Origin of the sequence: Acidovorax sp. KKS102 (assembly GCF_000302535.1) — a bacterium.
In the GTDB taxonomy this organism is placed as follows: domain Bacteria; phylum Pseudomonadota; class Gammaproteobacteria; order Burkholderiales; family Burkholderiaceae_C; genus Acidovorax.
Genome location: NC_018708.1, coordinates 516,473 through 534,653, shown reverse-complemented (window position 1 = coordinate 534,653; position 18,181 = coordinate 516,473). Strand labels below are relative to the sequence as shown.

The window sequence follows — 18,181 nt, the reverse complement described above, 5'->3', positions numbered from 1 at the left end:
AAGCCTCATCCCATCAACCCGTCCACCGCCTGGAACATGGACTGCCGTGCCTGGCTGATGATCTGCCCCTTCCACACGTCCGTGTCGGTGTAGAACGCCGCCAGCATTTGCGCCTTGATCTGGGCCGCCTTGTCAGCCGGAGTTTCGGGGTGCAGATTGAGCCATTGCTCGGCACGGATGGCGTTCATCACGTCGAGCACGGGCACCGTGCCGTACTCCATGGCAATGCCCGTGTACTCGGCATGGGGGCACTCGTCGTAGATCGAGGTCCACATCAGGCCGGTGAGGAAGGCCGAGGTGGACGAGCCGTCGTAGATCGATGTGACCGGCGTGGCGCCGCCGCCGTCCCACCAGGCGCGTGCGCGGGCCACGGCCACGGCGTCGTCATTGCCGGCATAAATGCGCTCGCCATGGCCGCTGGGGCCCAGGCCCGTGTGCAGGTCGATCCAGGCAATCTTGGAAGCTGCGGCACCGTGCTGGCGCAGCACCTGGCGCAGCGTGCGGTTGCTCCAGGTGGGCTCGGTGCCGCCAAAGAACACGCCCTGCGGAAACTCGTGCTGGCCCTGCGAGATGGCGGCCTGCCACGCGGCCTCGCCCTTGGTGGCGATGTACTCCGCCACCGCCGCCTGGTTTTCGGGGCCGGGCGGCCATTGCTCGGGCAGCAGCAGGGGCTGTACCTCGCGGTAGGCCGTGTTCACCGGCAGGGGCTTGCTGAAGTCCTGGAAGTTGCGGTTCAGGTCCACGTTCTCGTGCGTGAAGCGGCGCACGTGCGAGAAGCCATACGGGTTGAGCGCGTGGATGTAGAGCGTGGCCACACCGGCATCGCGCGCCTTGGCGCGCCACTCGGCATCGTGCAGCGCAAACACCTGCACGCCGCTGCCGCAGTAGCCCTCGACGCCATGGCAGGCGCTGCTCACGATGAGCAGCTTTTTGGCATCGGCCGGGCCGTCGCGCACCACGTCCATGGCCAGGTCTTCGCCGTCGCGGCCCTTGAGCGGGTGGACGTGCGACTCGATGGACAGGCCGGCGGCTGCGGCGGCCTCCAGAAACTTTGTGCGCGCCTGGGCGTAGCTGGGCGAGAAGGCTTCAACGATTCCGGTCATGGGCAGGGCTTTCAGGAGTCAGTGGGAAGACAAAAAGAAAACCCGGGCACGCGCGCTGCGCACGCCCGGGTGGAGGAGGATCAACGGCGCGCCAAGCTGCTTCAGGCTGCTTTGGCAGGCTGGGCCAGCCATTCCTCGGCCAGCTTGACCCAGTAGGTCGCGCCCAGCGGGATCAGGTCGTCGTTGAAGTCATAGCTGGGGTTGTGCAGCATGCAGGGGCCGCCGCCGTGGCCCATCTCGCGGTGGGCACCGTCGCCGTTGGCGATGAAGCAGTACGCACCGGGCTTGGCCTGCAGCATGTAGGCAAAGTCTTCGGCGCCCATGGTGGGCTCCTGGGCCACCACATGCTCTTCACCCACGATGCCGGTCATGACCTTGCGGGCAAACTCGGCCTCGGCGGGGGAGTTGACGGTGGGCGGGTAGTTGCGCACGAACTCGAACTCGCAGGTGGCGTCGTGCGCAGCGCAATGGTTCTCGGCGATCTGGCGCATGCGCTTTTCAATGAGGTCCGTCACTTCGGTGGTGAAGGTGCGTACCGTGCCCTGCAGCTCCACGCTGTCGGGCACCACGTTGGTGGCCTCGCCCGCGTGGATCATGGTGACCGAGATCACGCCCGCGTCCACCGGCTTCTTGTTGCGGCTGATGATGGTCTGGAAGGTCTGCACCATGCCGCAGGCAATCGGCACCGGGTCGATACCGGTGTGCGGTAGCGCCGCATGGCCGCCCTTGCCCCGGATGGTGATCTTGAATTCGCTGGTCGATGCCATCACCGGGCCGGGGCTCACCGCAAAGGTGCCCACGGGCATGCCGGGCCAGTTGTGCATGCCGTACACGGCCTCCATGGGGAACTGCTCGAACAGGCCGTCCTCGATCATCACGCGGGCACCGCCACCGCCCTCTTCGGCCGGCTGGAAGATCAGGTACACGGTGCCGTCAAAGTTGCGGTGCTTGGCAAAGTGCTGGGCCGCCGCCAGCAGCATGGCCACGTGACCGTCGTGACCGCAGGCGTGCATCTTGCCCTGGTGTTTGCTGGCGTGGGCGAAGGTGTTGAACTCCTGCATGGGCAGGGCGTCCATGTCGGCGCGCAGGCCGATGGCGCGGCCGTTGGCGCCGCCATCGCGCCCCTTGACGATGCCCACCACGCCCGTCTTGCCCAGGCCCCGGTGGATGGGAATGCCCCACTCGGTGAGCTTTTGCGCCACCACGTCGGCGGTGCGCACCTCTTCGAAGCACAGCTCGGGGTGGGCGTGAATGTCCCGGCGCACCGCTGCAATACTGGCGGCGTGGGTGACGATGGAGTCAATAACGTTCATGATATGTATCCTTACGATCTCACAGTCTAGCCCGCGGACCGGACCTTGCGCCACTCCGGGTTTATTTGCACTGCAACATGACACTCTCCCCGCACGCCCTCGAACTTGCGCAAACCCTGGTGCGCATGAACACCGTCAGCCACCACTCCAACCTGGAGCTGATCCATTTCATCCGCGACCACCTGGCCCGGCTGGGCGTGAAAAGCCGCCTGACCTTCAACGAAGACAAGACCAAGGCCAACCTGTTCGCCACGCTGGGCGAGGGCAAGCCCGCGGGCATCATCCTCTCGGGCCACACCGACACGGTGCCGTGGGATGGGCAGGACTGGACCATGGACCCGCTGAGTGCGCTGGTCAAGGACGGCAACCTGTACGGGCGCGGCAGTGCCGACATGAAGGCCTTCATCGGCGTGGCCGTGTCGCAGGCCGAGCAGTTCCTGAACAGCGATGCGCCGTTTGCCCTTCACTATGCGTTCAGCTACGAGGAAGAGATTGGCTGCTTTGGCGTGAAGGAACTCATCGCCGACCTGCGCGATGCCAACATCCAGCCCCTGGCCTGCATCGTGGGCGAGCCCACCAGCATGATCCCCGCCATCGCGCACAAGGGCGTGTACCGCTACAAGTGCTGCGTGCGCGGCAAGGAGGCGCATTCCTCCCTCACGCCGCATTCGGTCAACGCCATCGAGATGGCCGCCCGCGTGGTGGGCCGGGTGCGCGACATGGCGGAAGACTTTGAAAAGAGCGAGCCCCGCTTCGAGGGCTTTGACGTGCCGTTTTCCACCAGCAGTGTGGGCCAGTTCCACGGCGGCATCGCCGACAACGTGGTGCCGCGCGACGCCGAGTTCCGCTACGAGTTCCGCGACCTGCCCACGGCCAACGCCGCGCAGATGCAGTCAGAAGTGGTGGCCTACGCCAAATCGCTGGAGCCCGCCATGAAGAAGGTGGCGCCGGCAGCGGGTTTCGAATTCGAAACCATCTGCGAAATCCCGAGCTTCCTGGGCAGCAAGGACGACCCGGTGACGCGCCTGGCGCAAGAGCTGTCGGGCGAAAAGAGCACCACGCTGGTGGCCTTTGGCACCGAGGCGGGCCTGTTCAAGAACGCAGGCATCTCCACCGTAGTGTGCGGCCCCGGCAGCATCCAGCAGGCGCACCAGCCGGATGAATACGTGAGCCTAGAACAGCTGGGACGCTGCGAAGCGTTCATGCAGGGGCTGGCGCGAACGCGCACGCTGGGCTGATCGCTTCAGGGCTGCGGGGCCTGCGCGTGCCCCCGCCCAACAGAGATCAGGTCCTCACCCGGCCGTCCCCGGTCAGCATCGACATCTCGACAAACTTCGACGCCGCATGGCTGGTGGCGCTGAACGAGACCGGAAAGCCCGAGATCACCTGATTGCCGATGGCCTCGGTGCCGGTGATGAAGCTCTCGCGGGTGACTTTGCCGCCCGCCTGGGCTTGGCGCAGGCCCTCCGTAAAGACGCGCGCAGCCAGGTATCCCTCCATGCTGGAGTAGTTGGGCTGCACCTTGTCGCCGCCCTTCTTGATGGCCTCCAGAAACTCGCGCGTGATCTGGCGCGAGGGCTGGTAAGGCGAGGGCACCACCTGCGACACCACCACGCCCGCACCGTCCTTGCCCAACTCGTCGGCCAGCGCCTGCGTGCCCACAAATGACACGTTGTAGAACGTGCCGCCAAAACCCGCCTTGCGCGCCGCGCGCACAAAGGCAGCGCTGCCGGCGTAGGCGGCAATCTGCACCACCGCATCGGGCGTGGCGGGCACCAGCTTGTCCACGGCCGCTTTCACGTCGGTGGAATTGCGCTCCACGGTGGCGGTCGCTACGGGGGCCAGCTTCAGCTCGGCCAGCGCACGGGTCACGCCATCGAGCCCCGCCTTGCCGTAGGCGTCGTTCTGGTAGAACACCGCGATCTTCTTGAGCCCCAGGTTGGTGAGCTGGCGCACGATGAGCGCGGTTTCGTCGTAGTAGGACGCGCGCACATGGAAGATCAGCCGGTTGAACGGCTGGCGCAGCGCCTCAGCGCCGGTGAAGGGGCCAAAAAACGGCACCTTCTCTTTGGTGAACAGCGGCAGCGCGGCCAGGCTGGTGGGGGTGCCGATGTAGCCAAACAGGGCAAACACCTCGTCGGCAATCAGCTTGCGGGTGTTCTCGGCGCAGCGGTCGGGCTCGTAGCCGTCGTCCATGGTGCGGATCTCCACCATGCGCTTGCCCACGCCGCCCTGGGCGTTGAGCTGGTCAAAAAAGAGTTTGGCACCCTGGTTGAACTGCACGCCCAGCTGGGCCGCCGGCCCGGTGAAGGCCGCCGACTGCCCCAGCACGATGCGCCCCTCTCCCTGCGCACGCGCCAGGCCGAACCCGCCCAGCGCCACGGCCCCCATGCCCACCGAAAACTGCCTGCGCCCCAATACTGTCTGGTTCATGGTGAAATCTCTGCTCTTGTAAGAAGAAAGAAGGGGCATCCCCCTCTGCACTGCCGGTAGGCAGCCCCGTGGAAACAGGGGCCCATATGCACGCCTGTTCCAACCCTGACAGCCAGTTTAACGATCCAGCCCCCGAATGCCCACGCCTTCTGACGCTAAATCCCCTCCATCGGCACTGATTCAGGTGCGCGGCGCCTGCCCCCACGACTGCCCCGACACCTGCGCCCTGCTCACCACCGTGGACGAACATGGCGTAGCCACCCGCGTGCAGGGCAACCCCGACCACCGCCACACCGACGGCGCGCTGTGCGCCAAGGTGAGCAAGTACACCGAGCGCAGCTACCACCCTGAGCGCGTGCTCACGCCGCTCAAGCGCATCGGCCCCAAAGGCAGCGGTCAGTTCGCCCCCGCGACCTGGGACGAAGCCCTGGCTGACATTGCCCAGCGCCTGCAGTCCATCGCCGCGCGCGCGCCCGAGGCCGTCCTGCCCTACAGCTACGCGGGCACCATGGGCATGGTGCAGGGCGAGAGCATGGACCGGCGCTTCTTCCACAAGCTGGGCGCCTCGCAGCTCGACCGCACCATCTGCGCATCCGCCGGTGCCGAGGCGCTCACGCAGACCCTGGGCGGCAAGGTGGGCATGAAAGTGGAGTTTTTTGCCGAGTCGCAGCTCATCCTGATCTGGGGCAGCAACTCCATCGGCAGCAACCTGCATTTCTGGCGCTACGCGCAACAGGCCAAGCGCAATGGCGCCAAGCTGGTGTGCATCGACCCGCGCAAAAGCGAGACGGCTGACAAGTGCCACGAGCACATTGCCCTGCGCCCCGGCACCGACGCGGCGCTGGCCCTGGCGCTGATGCACGAGCTGATCCAGAACGACTGGCTCGACCACGACTACATCGCCCGCCACACGCTGGGCTGGGACCAGCTGCGCGAGCGCGCACTGCAGTGGCCGCCCGAGCGCGCGGCCGAGGTCTGCGACATTCCGGTGGAGCAGATCCGCCAGCTGGCCAAGGACTACGGCACGACGAAGCCCGCCGCCATCCGCCTGAACTACGGCATGCAGCGCGTGCGCGGCGGCGGCAATGCGGTGCGCGCCGTGGCCTGCCTGCCTGCGCTCACGGGCGCCTGGCGCCACCGCGCGGGCGGCGTGCTGCTGTCCAGCTCGGGCCAGTTCCCCGCGCAGCGCGGCGTGCTGCAGCGGCCCGACCTGATGCCCGCCAAGACGCCGCGCACCATCAACATGTCCACCATTGGCGACGACCTGCTGCGCGAGGCCTCGCCCACGTTCGGCCCGAAGGTCGAGGCCATCGTGGTCTACAACAGCAACCCCGTGGCCGTGGCGCCGGACTCCAGCAAGGTGGTGCAGGGCTTTGCGCGCGAGGATTTGTTCACCGTGGTGCTGGAGCATTTCAAAACCGACACGGCCGACTACGCCGACTACATCCTGCCCGCCACCACGCAGCTGGAGCACTGGGACATCCACCTGAGCTACGGCCACACCGACGTGCTGCTCAACCGCCCCGCCATTGCGCCGCAGGGCCAGGCGCGCAGCAATGCGCAGATCTTCCGCGACCTGGCCGCGCGCATGGGCTTCACCGAGCCGTGTTTTGCCGACACTGATGAGGCGCTGTGCCGCCAGGCCTTTGGCGACGCCGTGGACTACGCACTGCTCGAAAGCCAGGGCTTTGCCACGCTGGCGCTGCCCGATGCGCCGTTTGCCGAGGGCAACTTCCCATCGCCTTCGGGCAAGTGCGAGTTCTACAGCGCCCGCCTGGCCGCGCAGGGACTGGACGGCCTGCCCGACCACCTGCCCAACTACGAACTGCAGGGCACCAACACCCGCTACCCGCTGGCGATGATCTCGCCGCCCGCGCGCAACTTCTTGAACTCCACCTTCGTGAATGTGCAGAGCCTGCGCAACATCGAGGGCCGCCCCGTGCTGGAGATCCACCCCGACGACGCCGAAGCGCGCGGCATTGCCAACGACGCCGTGGTGCGCGTGTTCAACGACCGGGGCAGCTACCTGTGCCACGCCACCGTGTCCCGCCGCGCGCGGCCGGGCGTGGTCAACGGCCTGGGCATCTGGTGGCGCAAGCTGGGGCTGAACGGCACCAACGTGAACGAGGTGACCAGCCAGGCCCTGACCGACCTGGGTCGTGCGCCCACGTTTTACGACTGCTTAGTGGAAGTGGAGGCCGCAGGCGCCGCCGATGCCGACATGGACGCCGGCGCCCACGCCAGCACCACGGCCTAAGGGCAGCGTGAGACGCTCGGATTGCTATCTATTCAATAGCTGCTTGCGCAATATGCGCTGGCGCTTGCAGCCATTTTGACCCTTAACCTGCGCAAACACCCGTTCTGCGCAGGATCTGCGGCTGTGCAGGGCTCCTTCGCGGTCCGTTACCCCAACAGCTTCAGCAACGCGTGCGCCCCCTGCTCGGACGATGCCGGGTTCTGCCCCGTGACCAGCGTGCCGTCGGTCAACACATAGGGCGCCCAGTCGGGGCCTTTGGAATACACGCCGCCGTTGGCTTTGAGCATGTCCTCCACCAGGAAGGGCACGATCTTTGTCAACTGCACCCCGTCTTCTTCGCTGTTGGTAAACCCCGTGACCTTTTTGCCCTTGACCAGCGGCGACCCGTCGGGCGCCCTGGTGTGGCGCAGCACGCCCGGTGCGTGGCACACCAGCGCCAGCGGCTTGCCTGCAGCAAAGGTCTTTTCGATGAGGGCGATGGACTGCGCGTCTTCGGCCAGGTCCCACAGCGGGCCGTGGCCGCCGGGGTAGAACACGGCGTCAAAGTCCCCGGCCTTCACGCTGGACAAAGGCACGGTGCTGGCCAGCTGCTTTTGCGCTTCGGCATCGGCCTTGAAACGGCGCGTGGCATCGGTCTGGGCGTTTTCGTCGTCGCTCTTGGGGTCCAGCGGCGGCTGGCCGCCGTGGGGCGATGCCAGGGTGATCTGCGCGCCAGCGTCCTTGAACACGTAGTACGGGGCGGCAAACTCTTCCAGCCAGAAGCCCGTCTTTTTGCCGGTATCGCCCAGTTGGTCGTGGGACGTGAGAACCATGAGGATGTGTGCCATGGAGGTCGCTTTCTGTAGGGGGTGGATCGGAAAACCAAACCACCACCGTAGCAGCCATCGCGCATCTTGTCCCGCGATGCGGGCAGGTTTGCGGCATTGGCTTACAGCACGGCACTGCCGTGCGTGCCGCGCCGTTCGCCCTTCAACGCAGCTGCCGCTCCAGAAACTCCGCCACCTCGTTCTCCAGCGTGGCGTGGTAGGCCACGCGGTCAAAGCTCTCGGGGTTGGCCGCGGCGTCTCCCGCCTCGGACGCCAGCGGCCAGACGGACTGGGCCATGAAGGCAAAGTGGCCCGCGCCCGGCACCGTGCTGGCCTGTGCAGCAGGCAAATTAGCCGCCACATAAGCGCCGTGGTACTTGCCCGCGAGCACGGCATCGCGCTCGGCCACCATGAGCCGCACGGGCACGCTGATGGCCTTCAGGCTGCCCGGTGTGAACACCACGGCCATGGGTGCCATGGCCACCACGGCACGGATGCGGGGGTCTGCCACGGAGACCAGCGGGCCGTCCTGCTCGGCGGCAGGGCCCTGCGCAGTCACCGCAGCGGCAACGGCTGGTGCGGCCTGGCCTGACTGGGGGCGGCTCGGGAGCTTGCCCAGGCTGCAAAAGCCCGGGTCGTCCGACACGTTGCGGCAGTGCTCTGCCGCACGGGCCGGTTCGGCCTGCGCGCCAGCCAGGGCCAGCACGGTGTAGCCACCTGCCGAGTGCCCCACGGCGCCAATGCGGCCGGCCGGAATGCGGGGGCCCCACTCGGGGCTGGCCAGCAGGGAATCCAGCACGCGGCTCACCTGGCGGGGGCGTTCGCTGAAGTAGCGGCCCGAGGTGATCATCGACCGATCTTCCCAGTTGTCGCCCGGGTGGCGCAGCGCGGCCACCAGATAGCCGTCGGCCGCCAGGCGTGTGGCCAGGTTGTGGTGGCCCAGTTCATGGCCGCCGGTGCCGTGCGAGATGAGGATCAGACCCTTGAGGGGCACGGCCGCCACCGGTGCGCCGGGCGTGACCACGGGCCGCCAGGGGCCCATCGTCAGGGTGCGTGCCACTACCGGCGTGGGGTAGAACAGCGCCACGGTCACCGGCTCGACGCCCGGGACCACCAGGGTGCGCAGCCCGGCATACTGGGCCGATGCCGGCGTGGCCCAGGCCAGCAGTGCTACAAAAGCCGTCAGCAGCGGGGCACGGGCCGTGCGCCATGCAGAGCGGAGGGCCAGGAGGAGGATGAGGGTCACGGTGCGCCTTTCGTCAAATGCCACCCGGAGAGGCGGCTTGACGGCACTGTAGGTGGCGCAACCGGCGGGCTCCAGCGCCCTGCGACGAAACGCGGCTGTGTGGCGCGAAATGCGCTGTGGAAGGGGCGAGCGCATGTGCGCCCCGCCCCTCGCCCCGACAGCCCGCAGCCGATTACAGAGCGGCTTCGAGGATGCGGCGGCTCACGGCGGGTGTGATCTCGCGCTGTTCGCCCAGGGTCACCATGCCATGCGCTTCGAGCTGCGCCACCACGGCGGTCACCGTGTCGCCGCCCAGGCCGTAGCCCGACAGGCGCGTGGCGATGCCCATGCTTTCAAAGAAGTCGCGCGTGCGCTCGATGGCGGCGGTGATGCGCTCGTCGTCGGTCCCGGTGGTGATGCCCCACACGCGCTCGCCGTACTGCAGCAGCTTGGCGCGCTTGGCCACCCGGCGCTCGTTCAGCAGCGCGGGCAGCACGATGGCCAGGGTGCGCGCGTGGTCGATGCCGTGCAGGGCCGTCAGCTCGTGGCCGATCATGTGCGTGGCCCAGTCCTGCGGCACGCCCGCGCCAATCAGGCCGTTGAGCGCCATGGTGGCGGCCCACATGAGGTTGGCACGGTCGTCATACACGGGCTCAGGGGCGGTCAGCAGGCGCGGGCCCACTTCGATCAGTGTTTGCAGGATGCCTTCGGCAAATCGGTCCTGCACGGGCGCGTTGACCGGGTAGGTGAGGTACTGCTCCACCGTGTGCACAAACGCATCTACCACGCCGTTGGCCAGTTGCTGCGGCGGCAGGGTATAGGTCTTGGTGGGGTCAAGCACCGAGAACACCGGGTAGGTGTGCACGCTGCCAAACGACAGCTTGGCGCCCTTGCCGCGGTGGGTGATGACGCCGCCGTTGTTCATCTCCGAGCCCGTGGCGGGCAGCGTGAGCACCGAGCCGAATGGCATCGCCCCCTGGATGTTGCGGCCGTGCTTTTCGAGGATGGCCCAGGGGTCGGCGCCCTCAAAACGCACGGCGGCAGCGATGAATTTGGTGGCGTCGATCACCGAGCCACCGCCCACGGCCAGTAGAAAGTCAAACCCGCCTTCGCGGATCTGCGCCACGGCCTTCATGGAGGTTTCGTAGCTCGGGTTGGGCTCGATGCCGCTGAAGGTGGCGTGCTGGCGATCGCCCAGCGCGGCGCGCACCTCGGCCAGGGTGCCGGTCTTTTCGGCGCTGGCACCGCCCACCAGGATCAACACCTTGGCGGCAGCGGGCACGAGCTTGGCCAGGTCGGCAATGCGGCCCTGGCCGAAGGCGATGTGGGTGGGGTTGTGGAAGTCGAAATTCAGCATGATCGTCTTTCTCCGTCAATGGCGTTGCCGCAGCACCGGGCACTTGGCTGCGCAAGGAGCGCCGCGCTCGGTGGCGGCAGCAAGGGCGCGATTGTGCGGCGCACGGGTGGGCGGCGCCGGTCGCGTGTGCGATAGCCCTGCTGCTGGCAGAGCCTCGTGCGGCAGGTCGGCGCAGCGCTTGCGGTTGCGGTTGCTGCTAGCGCTCAGCGTGGCGCCCGATCCATGAGCGCCTGCAGGCGACCGGCCACGAAGTCGCGCAGTGCCCGCACCAGCGGCGTGAACTGGCGGCGGCTGGGGGCAACCAGAAAGAGCGGCACGGCCTCGGTGGTCCAGCCAGGGCACAGCGGCACCAGCCGCCCGGCGGCCAGATCATCAGCCACATCAAAGTACGACTTGTACGCAATGCCCCGGCCCAGCACGGCCCAGCGGCGCACCACATCGCCATCGTTGGCCACGTTGCGGCTGCGCACGCGCACCACGACCTCCTGACCAGCGGCGTCCCAGAAGCGCCAGCGGTCGTGCACGTCCTCGCCCAGCATGAAGCACAGGCCCTCGTGCGCGGCCAGTGCGTGGGGCGTGCCGGGCATGCCGTGTGCAGCCAGGTAGGCGGGCGCCGCGCAGAGCACACGCCGGTGGTCGGCGGCCAGCGGCAGTGCGACCAGGCTCGAATCCTGCGGCTTGCCGTAGCGGAAGGCGGCGTCCACCGGCTCGCTGTAGACGTTGGCCACGCGGTCAGCCAGCTGCAGGCGGATATCGATGGCCGGGTGCTCGGCCTGGAAGGCATCGAGCCAGGGCAGCAGCACATTGCGCCCCAAGTCCGACGGCGCGGCCAGTTGCAGCGTGCCGCGCAAGCCACCGGCGCGCCCGCCTGCCAGCTGGCCTTGCACCTGCTGCAGCGCCGCCAGCGCGGGGCGGCAATGCTCCAGGAACAGCGCGCCCTCCTGCGTGAGCCGCAGGCTGCGCGTAGAGCGCACGAACAACGCCACGCCCAGCTCGGCCTCCAGCCGCTTGAGCGCGGCGCTCGCGGCGGCGGGCGTGAGGTCCAGCGCACGCGCCGTGGCCGAGAGGCTGCCGCTGTCCACGGTGCGCACAAAGATGTCGAGGTCTTGCAGGCTTTTCATGGCGTGCCTTGAGTGCGGAGGGGTTTATTTACAAACAATGATTGAAGATGGATTCAATCAGCACCCCATTTAAAAACAATTTCGCAAAACCCATCATCGGGGCACCCTTCTTTGACAATCAGGACCTCCCCATGAAAGCCGTTGGCTACCAAACCGCTCACCCCATCGACCACCCCGAGTCGCTGCTCGACATCACCCTGCCCGACCCGGTGGCCACGAGCCACGATCTGTTGGTGGAAGTGCATGCCGTCTCAGTGAACCCCGTAGACACCAAGGTGCGCAAAAGCAGCTCACGCAGCGGTGACGGCCCCGACTACAAGGTGCTGGGCTGGGACGCCAGCGGCGTCGTGCGCGCCGTGGGGCCCGAGGTGACGCTGTTCCAGCCCGGCGACCGCGTCTGGTACGCAGGCTCCATCGCCCGCCCCGGCACCAACAGCGAACTGCACCTGGTGGATGAACGCATCGTGGGCCATGCGCCGAAGTCGCTGGACTTTGCCGAAGCCGCCGCGCTGCCGCTGACCACCATCACCGCGTGGGAGCTGCTGTTTGACCGCCTGCGTGTGGCCCCCGGCAAGCAGCCCACGAACAAGACCCTGCTCATCATCGGCGCGAGCGGCGGCGTGGGCTCCATCCTCACGCAGCTGGCGGCGCGGCTGACCAGCCTCACGATCATCGGCACCGCATCGCGCCCCGAAACGCAGCAGTGGGTGCGCGACCTGGGCGCCCACCACGTCATCGACCACAGCCAGCCGCTCACTGAGGAGCTGGCGCGCATCGGCCACCCCACGGTGGACATCATCGTCAGCCTGACACAGACCGACGCGCACTTCGACCAGATCGTTGAGGCCATTGCGCCCCAGGGCCAGTTCGCGCTGATCGACGACCCGGTGTCGCTCGACGTGACGAAGTTCAAGCGCAAGTCGGTGTCGGTGCACTGGGAGCTGATGTTCACGCGTGCGTTGTTCGGCACCGCCGACATGATCGGCCAGCACCGCCTGCTGACCGAGGTAGCGCAGCTGGTGGACGCCGGGCTGATCCGCACCACGCTGGACCAACGCTTTGGCACCATCAATGCCGAGAATCTCAAGCGCGCACATGCGCTCATCGAGAGCGGCAAGGCGCGGGGCAAGCTGGTGCTGGAGGGGTGGGCCTGAAGCATTGCGGGCCCCGCAGGGTGCGCCGCATGATCAGCGCGATGGGTTGTGTATCGGGTTGAAAAATACTGTATTTATAAACAGTTATTCAGGTATAAAACGGGGCTCATAACCCGAGGAGACCTCCCATGCTGGACCACATGACCTTCCGCGTCACCGACATCGCGCGCACCAAGGCGTTCTACACCGCCGCCCTCGCGCCTTTGGGCTACAGCCTGTGTTTTGAAGGCAATTACGGCTCGAACATGCTGGGCTTTGCCTACCCGGCGCCGTCCGAGCCCGACGGTAAGAAGGCCGATGTATGGTTCATCGACGGCCCCTCGCCCTACGGCGGGCCGCCCGCCACCACGGGCTGCCACCTGGCGTGGCGGGCCACCACGCGGGCCCAGGTCGATGCCTTCTACCGCGCCGCCATGGAAGCCGGGGGCAAAGACAACGGAGCCCCGGGCCTGCGGCCCGACTACCACGCGCACTACTACGGCGCGTTTGTCATCGACCCCGAGGGCAACAACATCGAAGCGGTGTGCCACATGCCGGAGTAAGAAACACCGCTGCACCCTCCGCAGAGGGCGCGTCGCCAGGCGAGTGCGCCCCGTGGAACTGGCTTTGCCAGGCCACCGGGTGCGTCCCCGTGGGGGGAAGCGGCGCAGCCGCTCAGGGGGTCAGTCGAGTTTCACACCCGCCGCCTTGATGATCTCGCCCCAGCGCTTGGACTCGGCGCGTGCCATGGCGCGGAACTGCTCGGGCGTGCCGGGCAGGGCTTCCATCCCAAAGTCGGCCATGCGCTTGACCACGGCGGGGTTGAGGAGCGCCTTGTTCAGGTCGGTGTTCAAACGTGTGGTGATGGCAGCGGGCAGACCGGCGGGCGCCAGGATGCCCTGGAACGCGAACACCTCAGTGTTGGGCACACCGGCTTCGGCCAGCGTGGGCACGTCGGGCAATGCGGCCACGCGCTTGGCCGAGCCGATGGCCAGCGCTCGCACCTTGCCCGAGGTGATCACGGGCAGGCCGGCGGCCAGGTCCAGGAACATGCAGGGCACCTGGCCACCCATCACATCCTGCAGCGCGGGCGCGGCGCCACGGTAGGGGATGTGGGTGAGGAAGGTCTTGGTGCGGTTCTTGAACATCTCCATTGCCAGATGGTGTGGCGAGCCATTGCCCGGCGAGGCGTAGTTGAGCTTGCCGGGGTTGGCGCGCGCGTAGGCCAGAAACTCTTTCACCGTCTTGGCTTCAAACGCAGGGTTCACCACCAGTGCCAGCGGAAAGCGGCTGATGCCGCCCACGTAGGTGAAGTCCTTTTCGGGGTTGAACGGCAGCTTGGTGAACAGGTGTTCGTTGTAGGCCAGGATGGCGTTGTCGGCCGACATGAAGGTGTTGCCGTCGGGCTTGGCGGTGGCCACCATCTGGCCGCCGATGTTGGTGGACGCGCCGGGGCGGTTGTCCACCACGATCTGCTGACCCAGGGTCTGGCGCATGGCCTCGGCCACGGTGCGGGCCAGCACGTCGGTGCCGCCACCGGCGGGGTACGGCACCACCCAGCGCAGGGGCTGGTCGGGCCAGGCGGACTGGGCGGCGGCCCAGGGCGCGGCGGTGGTGGCGCCTGCGGCGGCCAGGGCGGACAAGAGGGTACGGCGTTGCATGGGGTTGTCTCCTTGATACTATGAATTTGATAGCTGCTAGCGCATATTCAACTAGCGCATGCAGCCGGTTTTATTCAGATTTTGCGCTGCGCGGCCTCAGGCGGCCGGTGCGGCAATGGTCTGGTCGATGGCACCGAAGATGCTAGCGCCGTCTTTGCCCTTCACCTCGATGCGGATGGTGTCGCCGAACTTCATGAACTCGGTGCTGGGCTTGCCGTCCTGGATGGTTTCGATGCAGCGTTTTTCGGCGATGCAGCTGTAGCCCTTGGGCCATTCCATGCGGCCGTTCTGCTCCACGCCTTTGTTGCTGACGGTGCCGCTGCCCACGATGGAGCCGGCGCGCACGTTGCGCGTCTTGGCGATGTGGGCAATGAGCTGGCCGAAGTGGAAGGTCATTTCAGGCCCCGCGTCGCACATGCCGACCTTGCGGCCGTTCCAGGTGGACTGCACGGTGAGGTTGACGCGGCCGTGGTCCCAGGCGTCGCCCAGCTCGTCCAGTGTGACGGCCACGGGGCCGAAGGCGGTGGCGGGCTTGCTCTGGAAGAAGCCAAAGCCCTTGGCCAGCTCGGCCGGGATCAGGTTGCGCAGGCTCACGTCGTTGGCAATCATCACCAGGCGGATGCCGTCCAGCGCCTGGTCGGCATTGGTGCCCATCTTCACGTCGCCGGTGATGACGGCGATCTCGGCCTCGAAATCGATGCCCATCGCCTCGCTGGGCACTACCACGTCGTCGCAGGGGCCGATGAAGTCGTCGCTGCCGCCCTGGTACATCAGCGGGTCGGTATAGAAGCTTTCGGGCACTTCGGAGTTGCGCGCTTTCCGCACCAGTTCGACGTGGTTGATGTACGCAGACCCGTCAGCCCACTGGTAGGCGCGGGGCAGCGGTGCCATGCATTGGGCCGGGTCGAAGGGGAAAGCGTGGCGTGCGCGGCCGCTGTTGAGCTGGTCGTACAGGTCCTGCAGCTGGGGCGACAGGAAGCCCCAGTCGTCCAGCACCTGCTGCATCTTGCTGGCAATGCCGGTCGCATAATGGGCCGTGCCCAGGTCGCGGGAGACGACAACCAGTTGGCCGTCGCGCGAGCCGTCTTTGTAGGTAGCGAGTTTCATGGTGGCAGGACCTTTGTCTCAGAAGGGTTGATGGGCACCCTACGGATGGCCTGCATAACTCCCTGCGGTCGGTGATAGCGAGGCTCGGGCGGTCCGCTGCGTTGCTTTTCTTGCCAATAGCTGGGCTATTGGCTGCAAAAAGATGCCTTGCGGCCCATCCCGATCCACACTACCACCAACCCGCGAGGGTTATGCAGGCCACCCCTAGCGATAATTACGCTTGGGTAAATTGATTTAACTAAACAAAACTCGCAAATTTTAGTGCACATGGACAAAGAACGTGCAGGAATTCAATCGGTCGAGGTGGGTTTTGCCCTGCTGGAGGGGCTGACCCGCTCGCGCGGGCCGCTGATGCTCAAGGATGTGGCCGCCTCGGCGGGCATGAGCGCGGCCAAGGCGCACCGGTATCTGGTGAGCTTTCAGCGTCTGGGCCTGGTCACGCAAGACCCGCGCACCGCGCGCTATGACCTGGGCCCGGCCGCACTCAAGCTGGGGCTGGCGTCGCTGACGCGGCTCGATGGCGTGCGCCTGGCCCGCGAGCGCATGCCGGCACTGATGGAAACCATCGGCCACACGCTGGCACTGGCCGTGTGGGGCAACCATGGCCCCACCATCGTGCACTGGGAGGAATCGCCCCAGGCCGTCACCGCCAACCTGCGCCTGGGCGACGTGATGCCGCTGCTGTCGTCGGCCACGGGCCGGTGTTTTGCGGCCTTCATGTCGCCCGAGGTGGTGGCGCCGCTGCTGAAAGAAGAACTGGCCCGCGCCGTGAAGATGCGCCGCACCGACCTACCCGCCACCATGGCCGAAGTGAATACCCTGCTGGCCGAGGTGCGCGAGCGCGGCGCCGCCCGCGTGGTGGACACGCTGCTGCCCGGCATCGTCGCTTTCTGCGCCCCGGTGTTCGACGCCGACGGCCACCTGGAGCTGGGCATCACCACGCTGGGCTCCATCGCCACCTTCGACCCCGAGTGGGGCGGCGCCATTGATGCACCGCTGCGCGCGGCGGCGGCCCAGCTGTCCAGCGACCTGGGCGCGGGCAGCGCCTGACGGCCCCGCCACGCACGGACAAGATGCCACGGCGCGCGCTGGTTTTCATCACGGCCCTGGTGCTGGCCCTGCACTGGCTGGTGCTCAGCGGCGTGCCCCTGGCCTGGGACAGCCCCGCGCAGCCGTCCCGCCAAGTGTTCAGCACACGCAGCATCGCACCCGCGCCGCCCCCACCAACCGTTGCACCTCCCGGCGTGACTGCCGTGCCGGTTGCCGCACCGCAACCTCCGCCCCGCAAAAAGGCGCCTTCCCCCAAGCGCCCCCCAGCCCCTGCAGCCCAGGACCGTCCCGAACCCGCACCGACAGCGGCTCCCGTCGCAGAGGCCGAGGCGCCTGCAGACACTGGCGCAGCAACCACCGTGGCCAGCGCAACCCCTGAGGCGCCTGCCAACGACGCCGCTCCGGTGCCCGCACCTGCAGCCTCGGCTCCAGCCGCCCATGCAGCATCGGCTCCAGCCGCCCCTGCAGAGCCGGCCACCGAGGACACCCAAACCGGCACGGGCGTGGACATCCGCCCGCCCGGAGGTACCGGCCGCAGCGCCAGCACCCCACCACCGCCCGTGCGCATACCCGCCCCCACACGCCTCACGTTTGATGTGAGCGGCCAGGCCAAAAAGTTCGCCTACAGCGCCCGGGCCGAGCTGCTGTGGCAGCACGACGGCAACCGCTACGAGGCGCGCCAGGAGATCAGCGCCTTTCTGGTGGGCACACGCACGCAGCGCAGCGTCGGCACGGTCACGGAGCAAGGACTGCTGCCCGAGAAGTTCTCCGACAAATCCCGCAGCGAGCAGGCCGCGCATTTTGACTACGCCAAGGGCCGCGTCACCTTCAGCGCCAACACGCCCGACGCGGCGGCAGGCCCCGGCGTGCAGGACCGCCTGAGCCTGTTCATCCAGCTGGGCGCGATGCTGGCCGCAGACCCGGGCCGATTTGTGCCTGGCACCCAGATCACGCTGACCACGGTGAGCGCCCGCAGTGCCGACCGCTGGACCTTCACCGTGGAAGGCCCCGAAACCCTGGACCTGCCCGCCGGGCCCACGCCCGCCCTCAAGCTGCTGCGCCTGCCCCGCAAGGACTACGACCAGAAGGCCGAACTCTGGGTGGCCCCGGGGCTGGGCTACCTGCCCGTGCGCATCAAGCTCACCCAGGCCAACGGCGATTTCGCCGACCTGCTGCTGCGTGCCAGCGGCCCGCCCTGAGCATTGCCTGCGATCGCTTGCGCTGCACGGAGTGTTGCGCCCAAGCGCCATCCGGGCAAAAAAGCCCCACGAACCTGGCGTGCCCCGTTTTTCATGAAATACTGCAACGCAGCAGGGGACAAAAACCGTGGTTTACCCAAGAACCTGTTCAAAGTCTTTTTTGAGTTGCACAAGTCCCTTGCCGGGATGGGATGCAAGGCGCGGGGCGCAGTCGATAGCCCTGCTATCCACAAGCGCCGCAACGCCGCAGACCGCCCGGCAAGGGACTTGCCCGAAGGGTTGGAGTGAAATCGGGCGATTGGACGCCCCGGCTGCTTGCATGGGCACGAGCCCATGCGGCGCATCCGAAGCGTTCACTCATCCCGATTGCACTCCAATGCAATCTCCAAAAAGACTTTGAACAGGTTCTAAGCCCT

Annotated in this window: 15 protein-coding genes; 6 read left to right on the top strand and 9 right to left on the bottom strand. The window is 67.1% G+C overall.

Annotated elements, in window-relative coordinates; all coding sequences use genetic code 11:
• Nucleotides 1-5: 5 nt before the first annotated feature.
• Nucleotides 6-1,103 carry a M14 family metallopeptidase gene (locus C380_RS02455; RefSeq protein WP_015012305.1) on the bottom strand — a complete coding sequence of 366 codons (1,098 nt, stop codon included), beginning with the start codon at nt 1,101-1,103 and terminating at the stop codon, nt 6-8.
• Nucleotides 1,104-1,204: 101 nt separating this feature from the next.
• Nucleotides 1,205-2,416: a M20 aminoacylase family protein gene (locus tag C380_RS02450; protein ID WP_015012304.1), complete on the bottom strand. Its 1,212-nt coding sequence runs from the start codon at nt 2,414-2,416 to the stop codon at nt 1,205-1,207.
• A gap of 77 nt (nt 2,417-2,493) precedes the next feature.
• Here C380_RS02450 and argE point away from each other — a divergent pair, with 77 nt between their 5' ends.
• Nucleotides 2,494-3,654: an acetylornithine deacetylase gene (gene argE, locus C380_RS02445; protein WP_015012303.1), complete on the top strand. Its 1,161-nt coding sequence runs from the start codon at nt 2,494-2,496 to the stop codon at nt 3,652-3,654.
• A 46-nt stretch (nt 3,655-3,700) separates the two neighbouring features.
• Here the strand turns inward: argE and C380_RS02440 are convergent, their stop codons facing one another.
• Nucleotides 3,701-4,849 carry an ABC transporter substrate-binding protein gene (locus tag C380_RS02440; protein ID WP_015012302.1) on the bottom strand — a complete coding sequence of 383 codons (1,149 nt, stop codon included), beginning with the start codon at nt 4,847-4,849 and terminating at the stop codon, nt 3,701-3,703.
• Between the two features lie 136 nt (nt 4,850-4,985).
• Here C380_RS02440 and C380_RS02435 point away from each other — a divergent pair, with 136 nt between their 5' ends.
• Entirely contained in the window at nt 4,986-7,106 is a 2,121-nt protein-coding gene (locus C380_RS02435) for a molybdopterin-dependent oxidoreductase (RefSeq protein WP_015012301.1), read from the top strand.
• Between the two features lie 146 nt (nt 7,107-7,252).
• Here C380_RS02435 and C380_RS02430 read toward each other — a convergent pair whose 3' ends face one another.
• The 4 genes from C380_RS02430 to C380_RS02415 form a co-directional block, all read right to left on the bottom strand.
• Entirely contained in the window at nt 7,253-7,933 is a 681-nt protein-coding gene (locus C380_RS02430) for a type 1 glutamine amidotransferase domain-containing protein (RefSeq protein WP_015012300.1), read from the bottom strand.
• A gap of 142 nt (nt 7,934-8,075) precedes the next feature.
• The gene (locus C380_RS02425; protein ID WP_238544065.1) at nt 8,076-9,158 is read right to left on the bottom strand and encodes a hypothetical protein; all 1,083 of its coding nucleotides are present in this window, start codon (nt 9,156-9,158) and stop codon (nt 8,076-8,078) included.
• A 172-nt stretch (nt 9,159-9,330) separates the two neighbouring features.
• On the bottom strand, nt 9,331-10,494 hold the full coding sequence (locus C380_RS02420) for an iron-containing alcohol dehydrogenase (protein WP_015012298.1): 1,164 nt from the start codon (nt 10,492-10,494) through the stop codon (nt 9,331-9,333).
• A gap of 203 nt (nt 10,495-10,697) precedes the next feature.
• Nucleotides 10,698-11,615 carry a LysR family transcriptional regulator gene (locus C380_RS02415; protein WP_015012297.1) on the bottom strand — a complete coding sequence of 306 codons (918 nt, stop codon included), beginning with the start codon at nt 11,613-11,615 and terminating at the stop codon, nt 10,698-10,700.
• A gap of 131 nt (nt 11,616-11,746) precedes the next feature.
• On the opposite strand from C380_RS02415, the gene C380_RS02410 reads away from it, so the two are divergent.
• Nucleotides 11,747-12,769 (top strand): zinc-binding alcohol dehydrogenase family protein, encoded by a 1,023-nt coding sequence (locus C380_RS02410; RefSeq protein WP_015012296.1) that lies wholly within the window; start codon nt 11,747-11,749, stop codon nt 12,767-12,769.
• Between the two features lie 128 nt (nt 12,770-12,897).
• On the top strand, nt 12,898-13,311 hold the full coding sequence (locus C380_RS02405) for a VOC family protein (RefSeq protein WP_015012295.1): 414 nt from the start codon (nt 12,898-12,900) through the stop codon (nt 13,309-13,311).
• Nucleotides 13,312-13,431: 120 nt separating this feature from the next.
• On the opposite strand, the gene C380_RS02400 is transcribed toward C380_RS02405, so the two are convergent.
• Entirely contained in the window at nt 13,432-14,409 is a 978-nt protein-coding gene (locus C380_RS02400; RefSeq protein ID WP_015012294.1) for a tripartite tricarboxylate transporter substrate binding protein, read from the bottom strand.
• A 96-nt stretch (nt 14,410-14,505) separates the two neighbouring features.
• Nucleotides 14,506-15,516: a fumarylacetoacetate hydrolase family protein gene (locus tag C380_RS02395; RefSeq protein ID WP_015012293.1), complete on the bottom strand. Its 1,011-nt coding sequence runs from the start codon at nt 15,514-15,516 to the stop codon at nt 14,506-14,508.
• 267 nt (nt 15,517-15,783) lie between these two features.
• Between C380_RS02395 and C380_RS02390 the strand changes: the two genes are divergently transcribed.
• Nucleotides 15,784-16,566, top strand: coding sequence for an IclR family transcriptional regulator (locus tag C380_RS02390; protein WP_015012292.1), 783 nt, complete (start codon nt 15,784-15,786; stop codon nt 16,564-16,566).
• Between the two features lie 23 nt (nt 16,567-16,589).
• The gene (locus tag C380_RS02385; RefSeq protein WP_015012291.1) at nt 16,590-17,765 is read left to right on the top strand and encodes a DUF3108 domain-containing protein; all 1,176 of its coding nucleotides are present in this window, start codon (nt 16,590-16,592) and stop codon (nt 17,763-17,765) included.
• Nucleotides 17,766-18,181 lie beyond the last annotated feature (416 nt).

Coding starts and splice junctions, on each gene's coding strand:
- C380_RS02455 (WP_015012305.1), bottom strand. CDS start 1,103: ATGACCGGAATCGTTGAAGCCTTCTCGCCCAGCTACGCCCAGGCGCGC.
- C380_RS02450 (WP_015012304.1), bottom strand. CDS start 2,416: ATGAACGTTATTGACTCCATCGTCACCCACGCCGCCAGTATTGCAGCG.
- argE (WP_015012303.1), top strand. CDS start 2,494: ATGACACTCTCCCCGCACGCCCTCGAACTTGCGCAAACCCTGGTGCGC.
- C380_RS02440 (WP_015012302.1), bottom strand. CDS start 4,849: ATGAACCAGACAGTATTGGGGCGCAGGCAGTTTTCGGTGGGCATGGGG.
- C380_RS02435 (WP_015012301.1), top strand. CDS start 4,986: ATGCCCACGCCTTCTGACGCTAAATCCCCTCCATCGGCACTGATTCAG.
- C380_RS02430 (WP_015012300.1), bottom strand. CDS start 7,933: ATGGCACACATCCTCATGGTTCTCACGTCCCACGACCAACTGGGCGAT.
- C380_RS02420 (WP_015012298.1), bottom strand. CDS start 10,494: ATGCTGAATTTCGACTTCCACAACCCCACCCACATCGCCTTCGGCCAG.
- C380_RS02415 (WP_015012297.1), bottom strand. CDS start 11,615: ATGAAAAGCCTGCAAGACCTCGACATCTTTGTGCGCACCGTGGACAGC.
- C380_RS02410 (WP_015012296.1), top strand. CDS start 11,747: ATGAAAGCCGTTGGCTACCAAACCGCTCACCCCATCGACCACCCCGAG.
- C380_RS02405 (WP_015012295.1), top strand. CDS start 12,898: ATGCTGGACCACATGACCTTCCGCGTCACCGACATCGCGCGCACCAAG.
- C380_RS02400 (WP_015012294.1), bottom strand. CDS start 14,409: ATGCAACGCCGTACCCTCTTGTCCGCCCTGGCCGCCGCAGGCGCCACC.
- C380_RS02395 (WP_015012293.1), bottom strand. CDS start 15,516: ATGAAACTCGCTACCTACAAAGACGGCTCGCGCGACGGCCAACTGGTT.
- C380_RS02390 (WP_015012292.1), top strand. CDS start 15,784: ATGGACAAAGAACGTGCAGGAATTCAATCGGTCGAGGTGGGTTTTGCC.
- C380_RS02385 (WP_015012291.1), top strand. CDS start 16,590: ATGCCACGGCGCGCGCTGGTTTTCATCACGGCCCTGGTGCTGGCCCTG.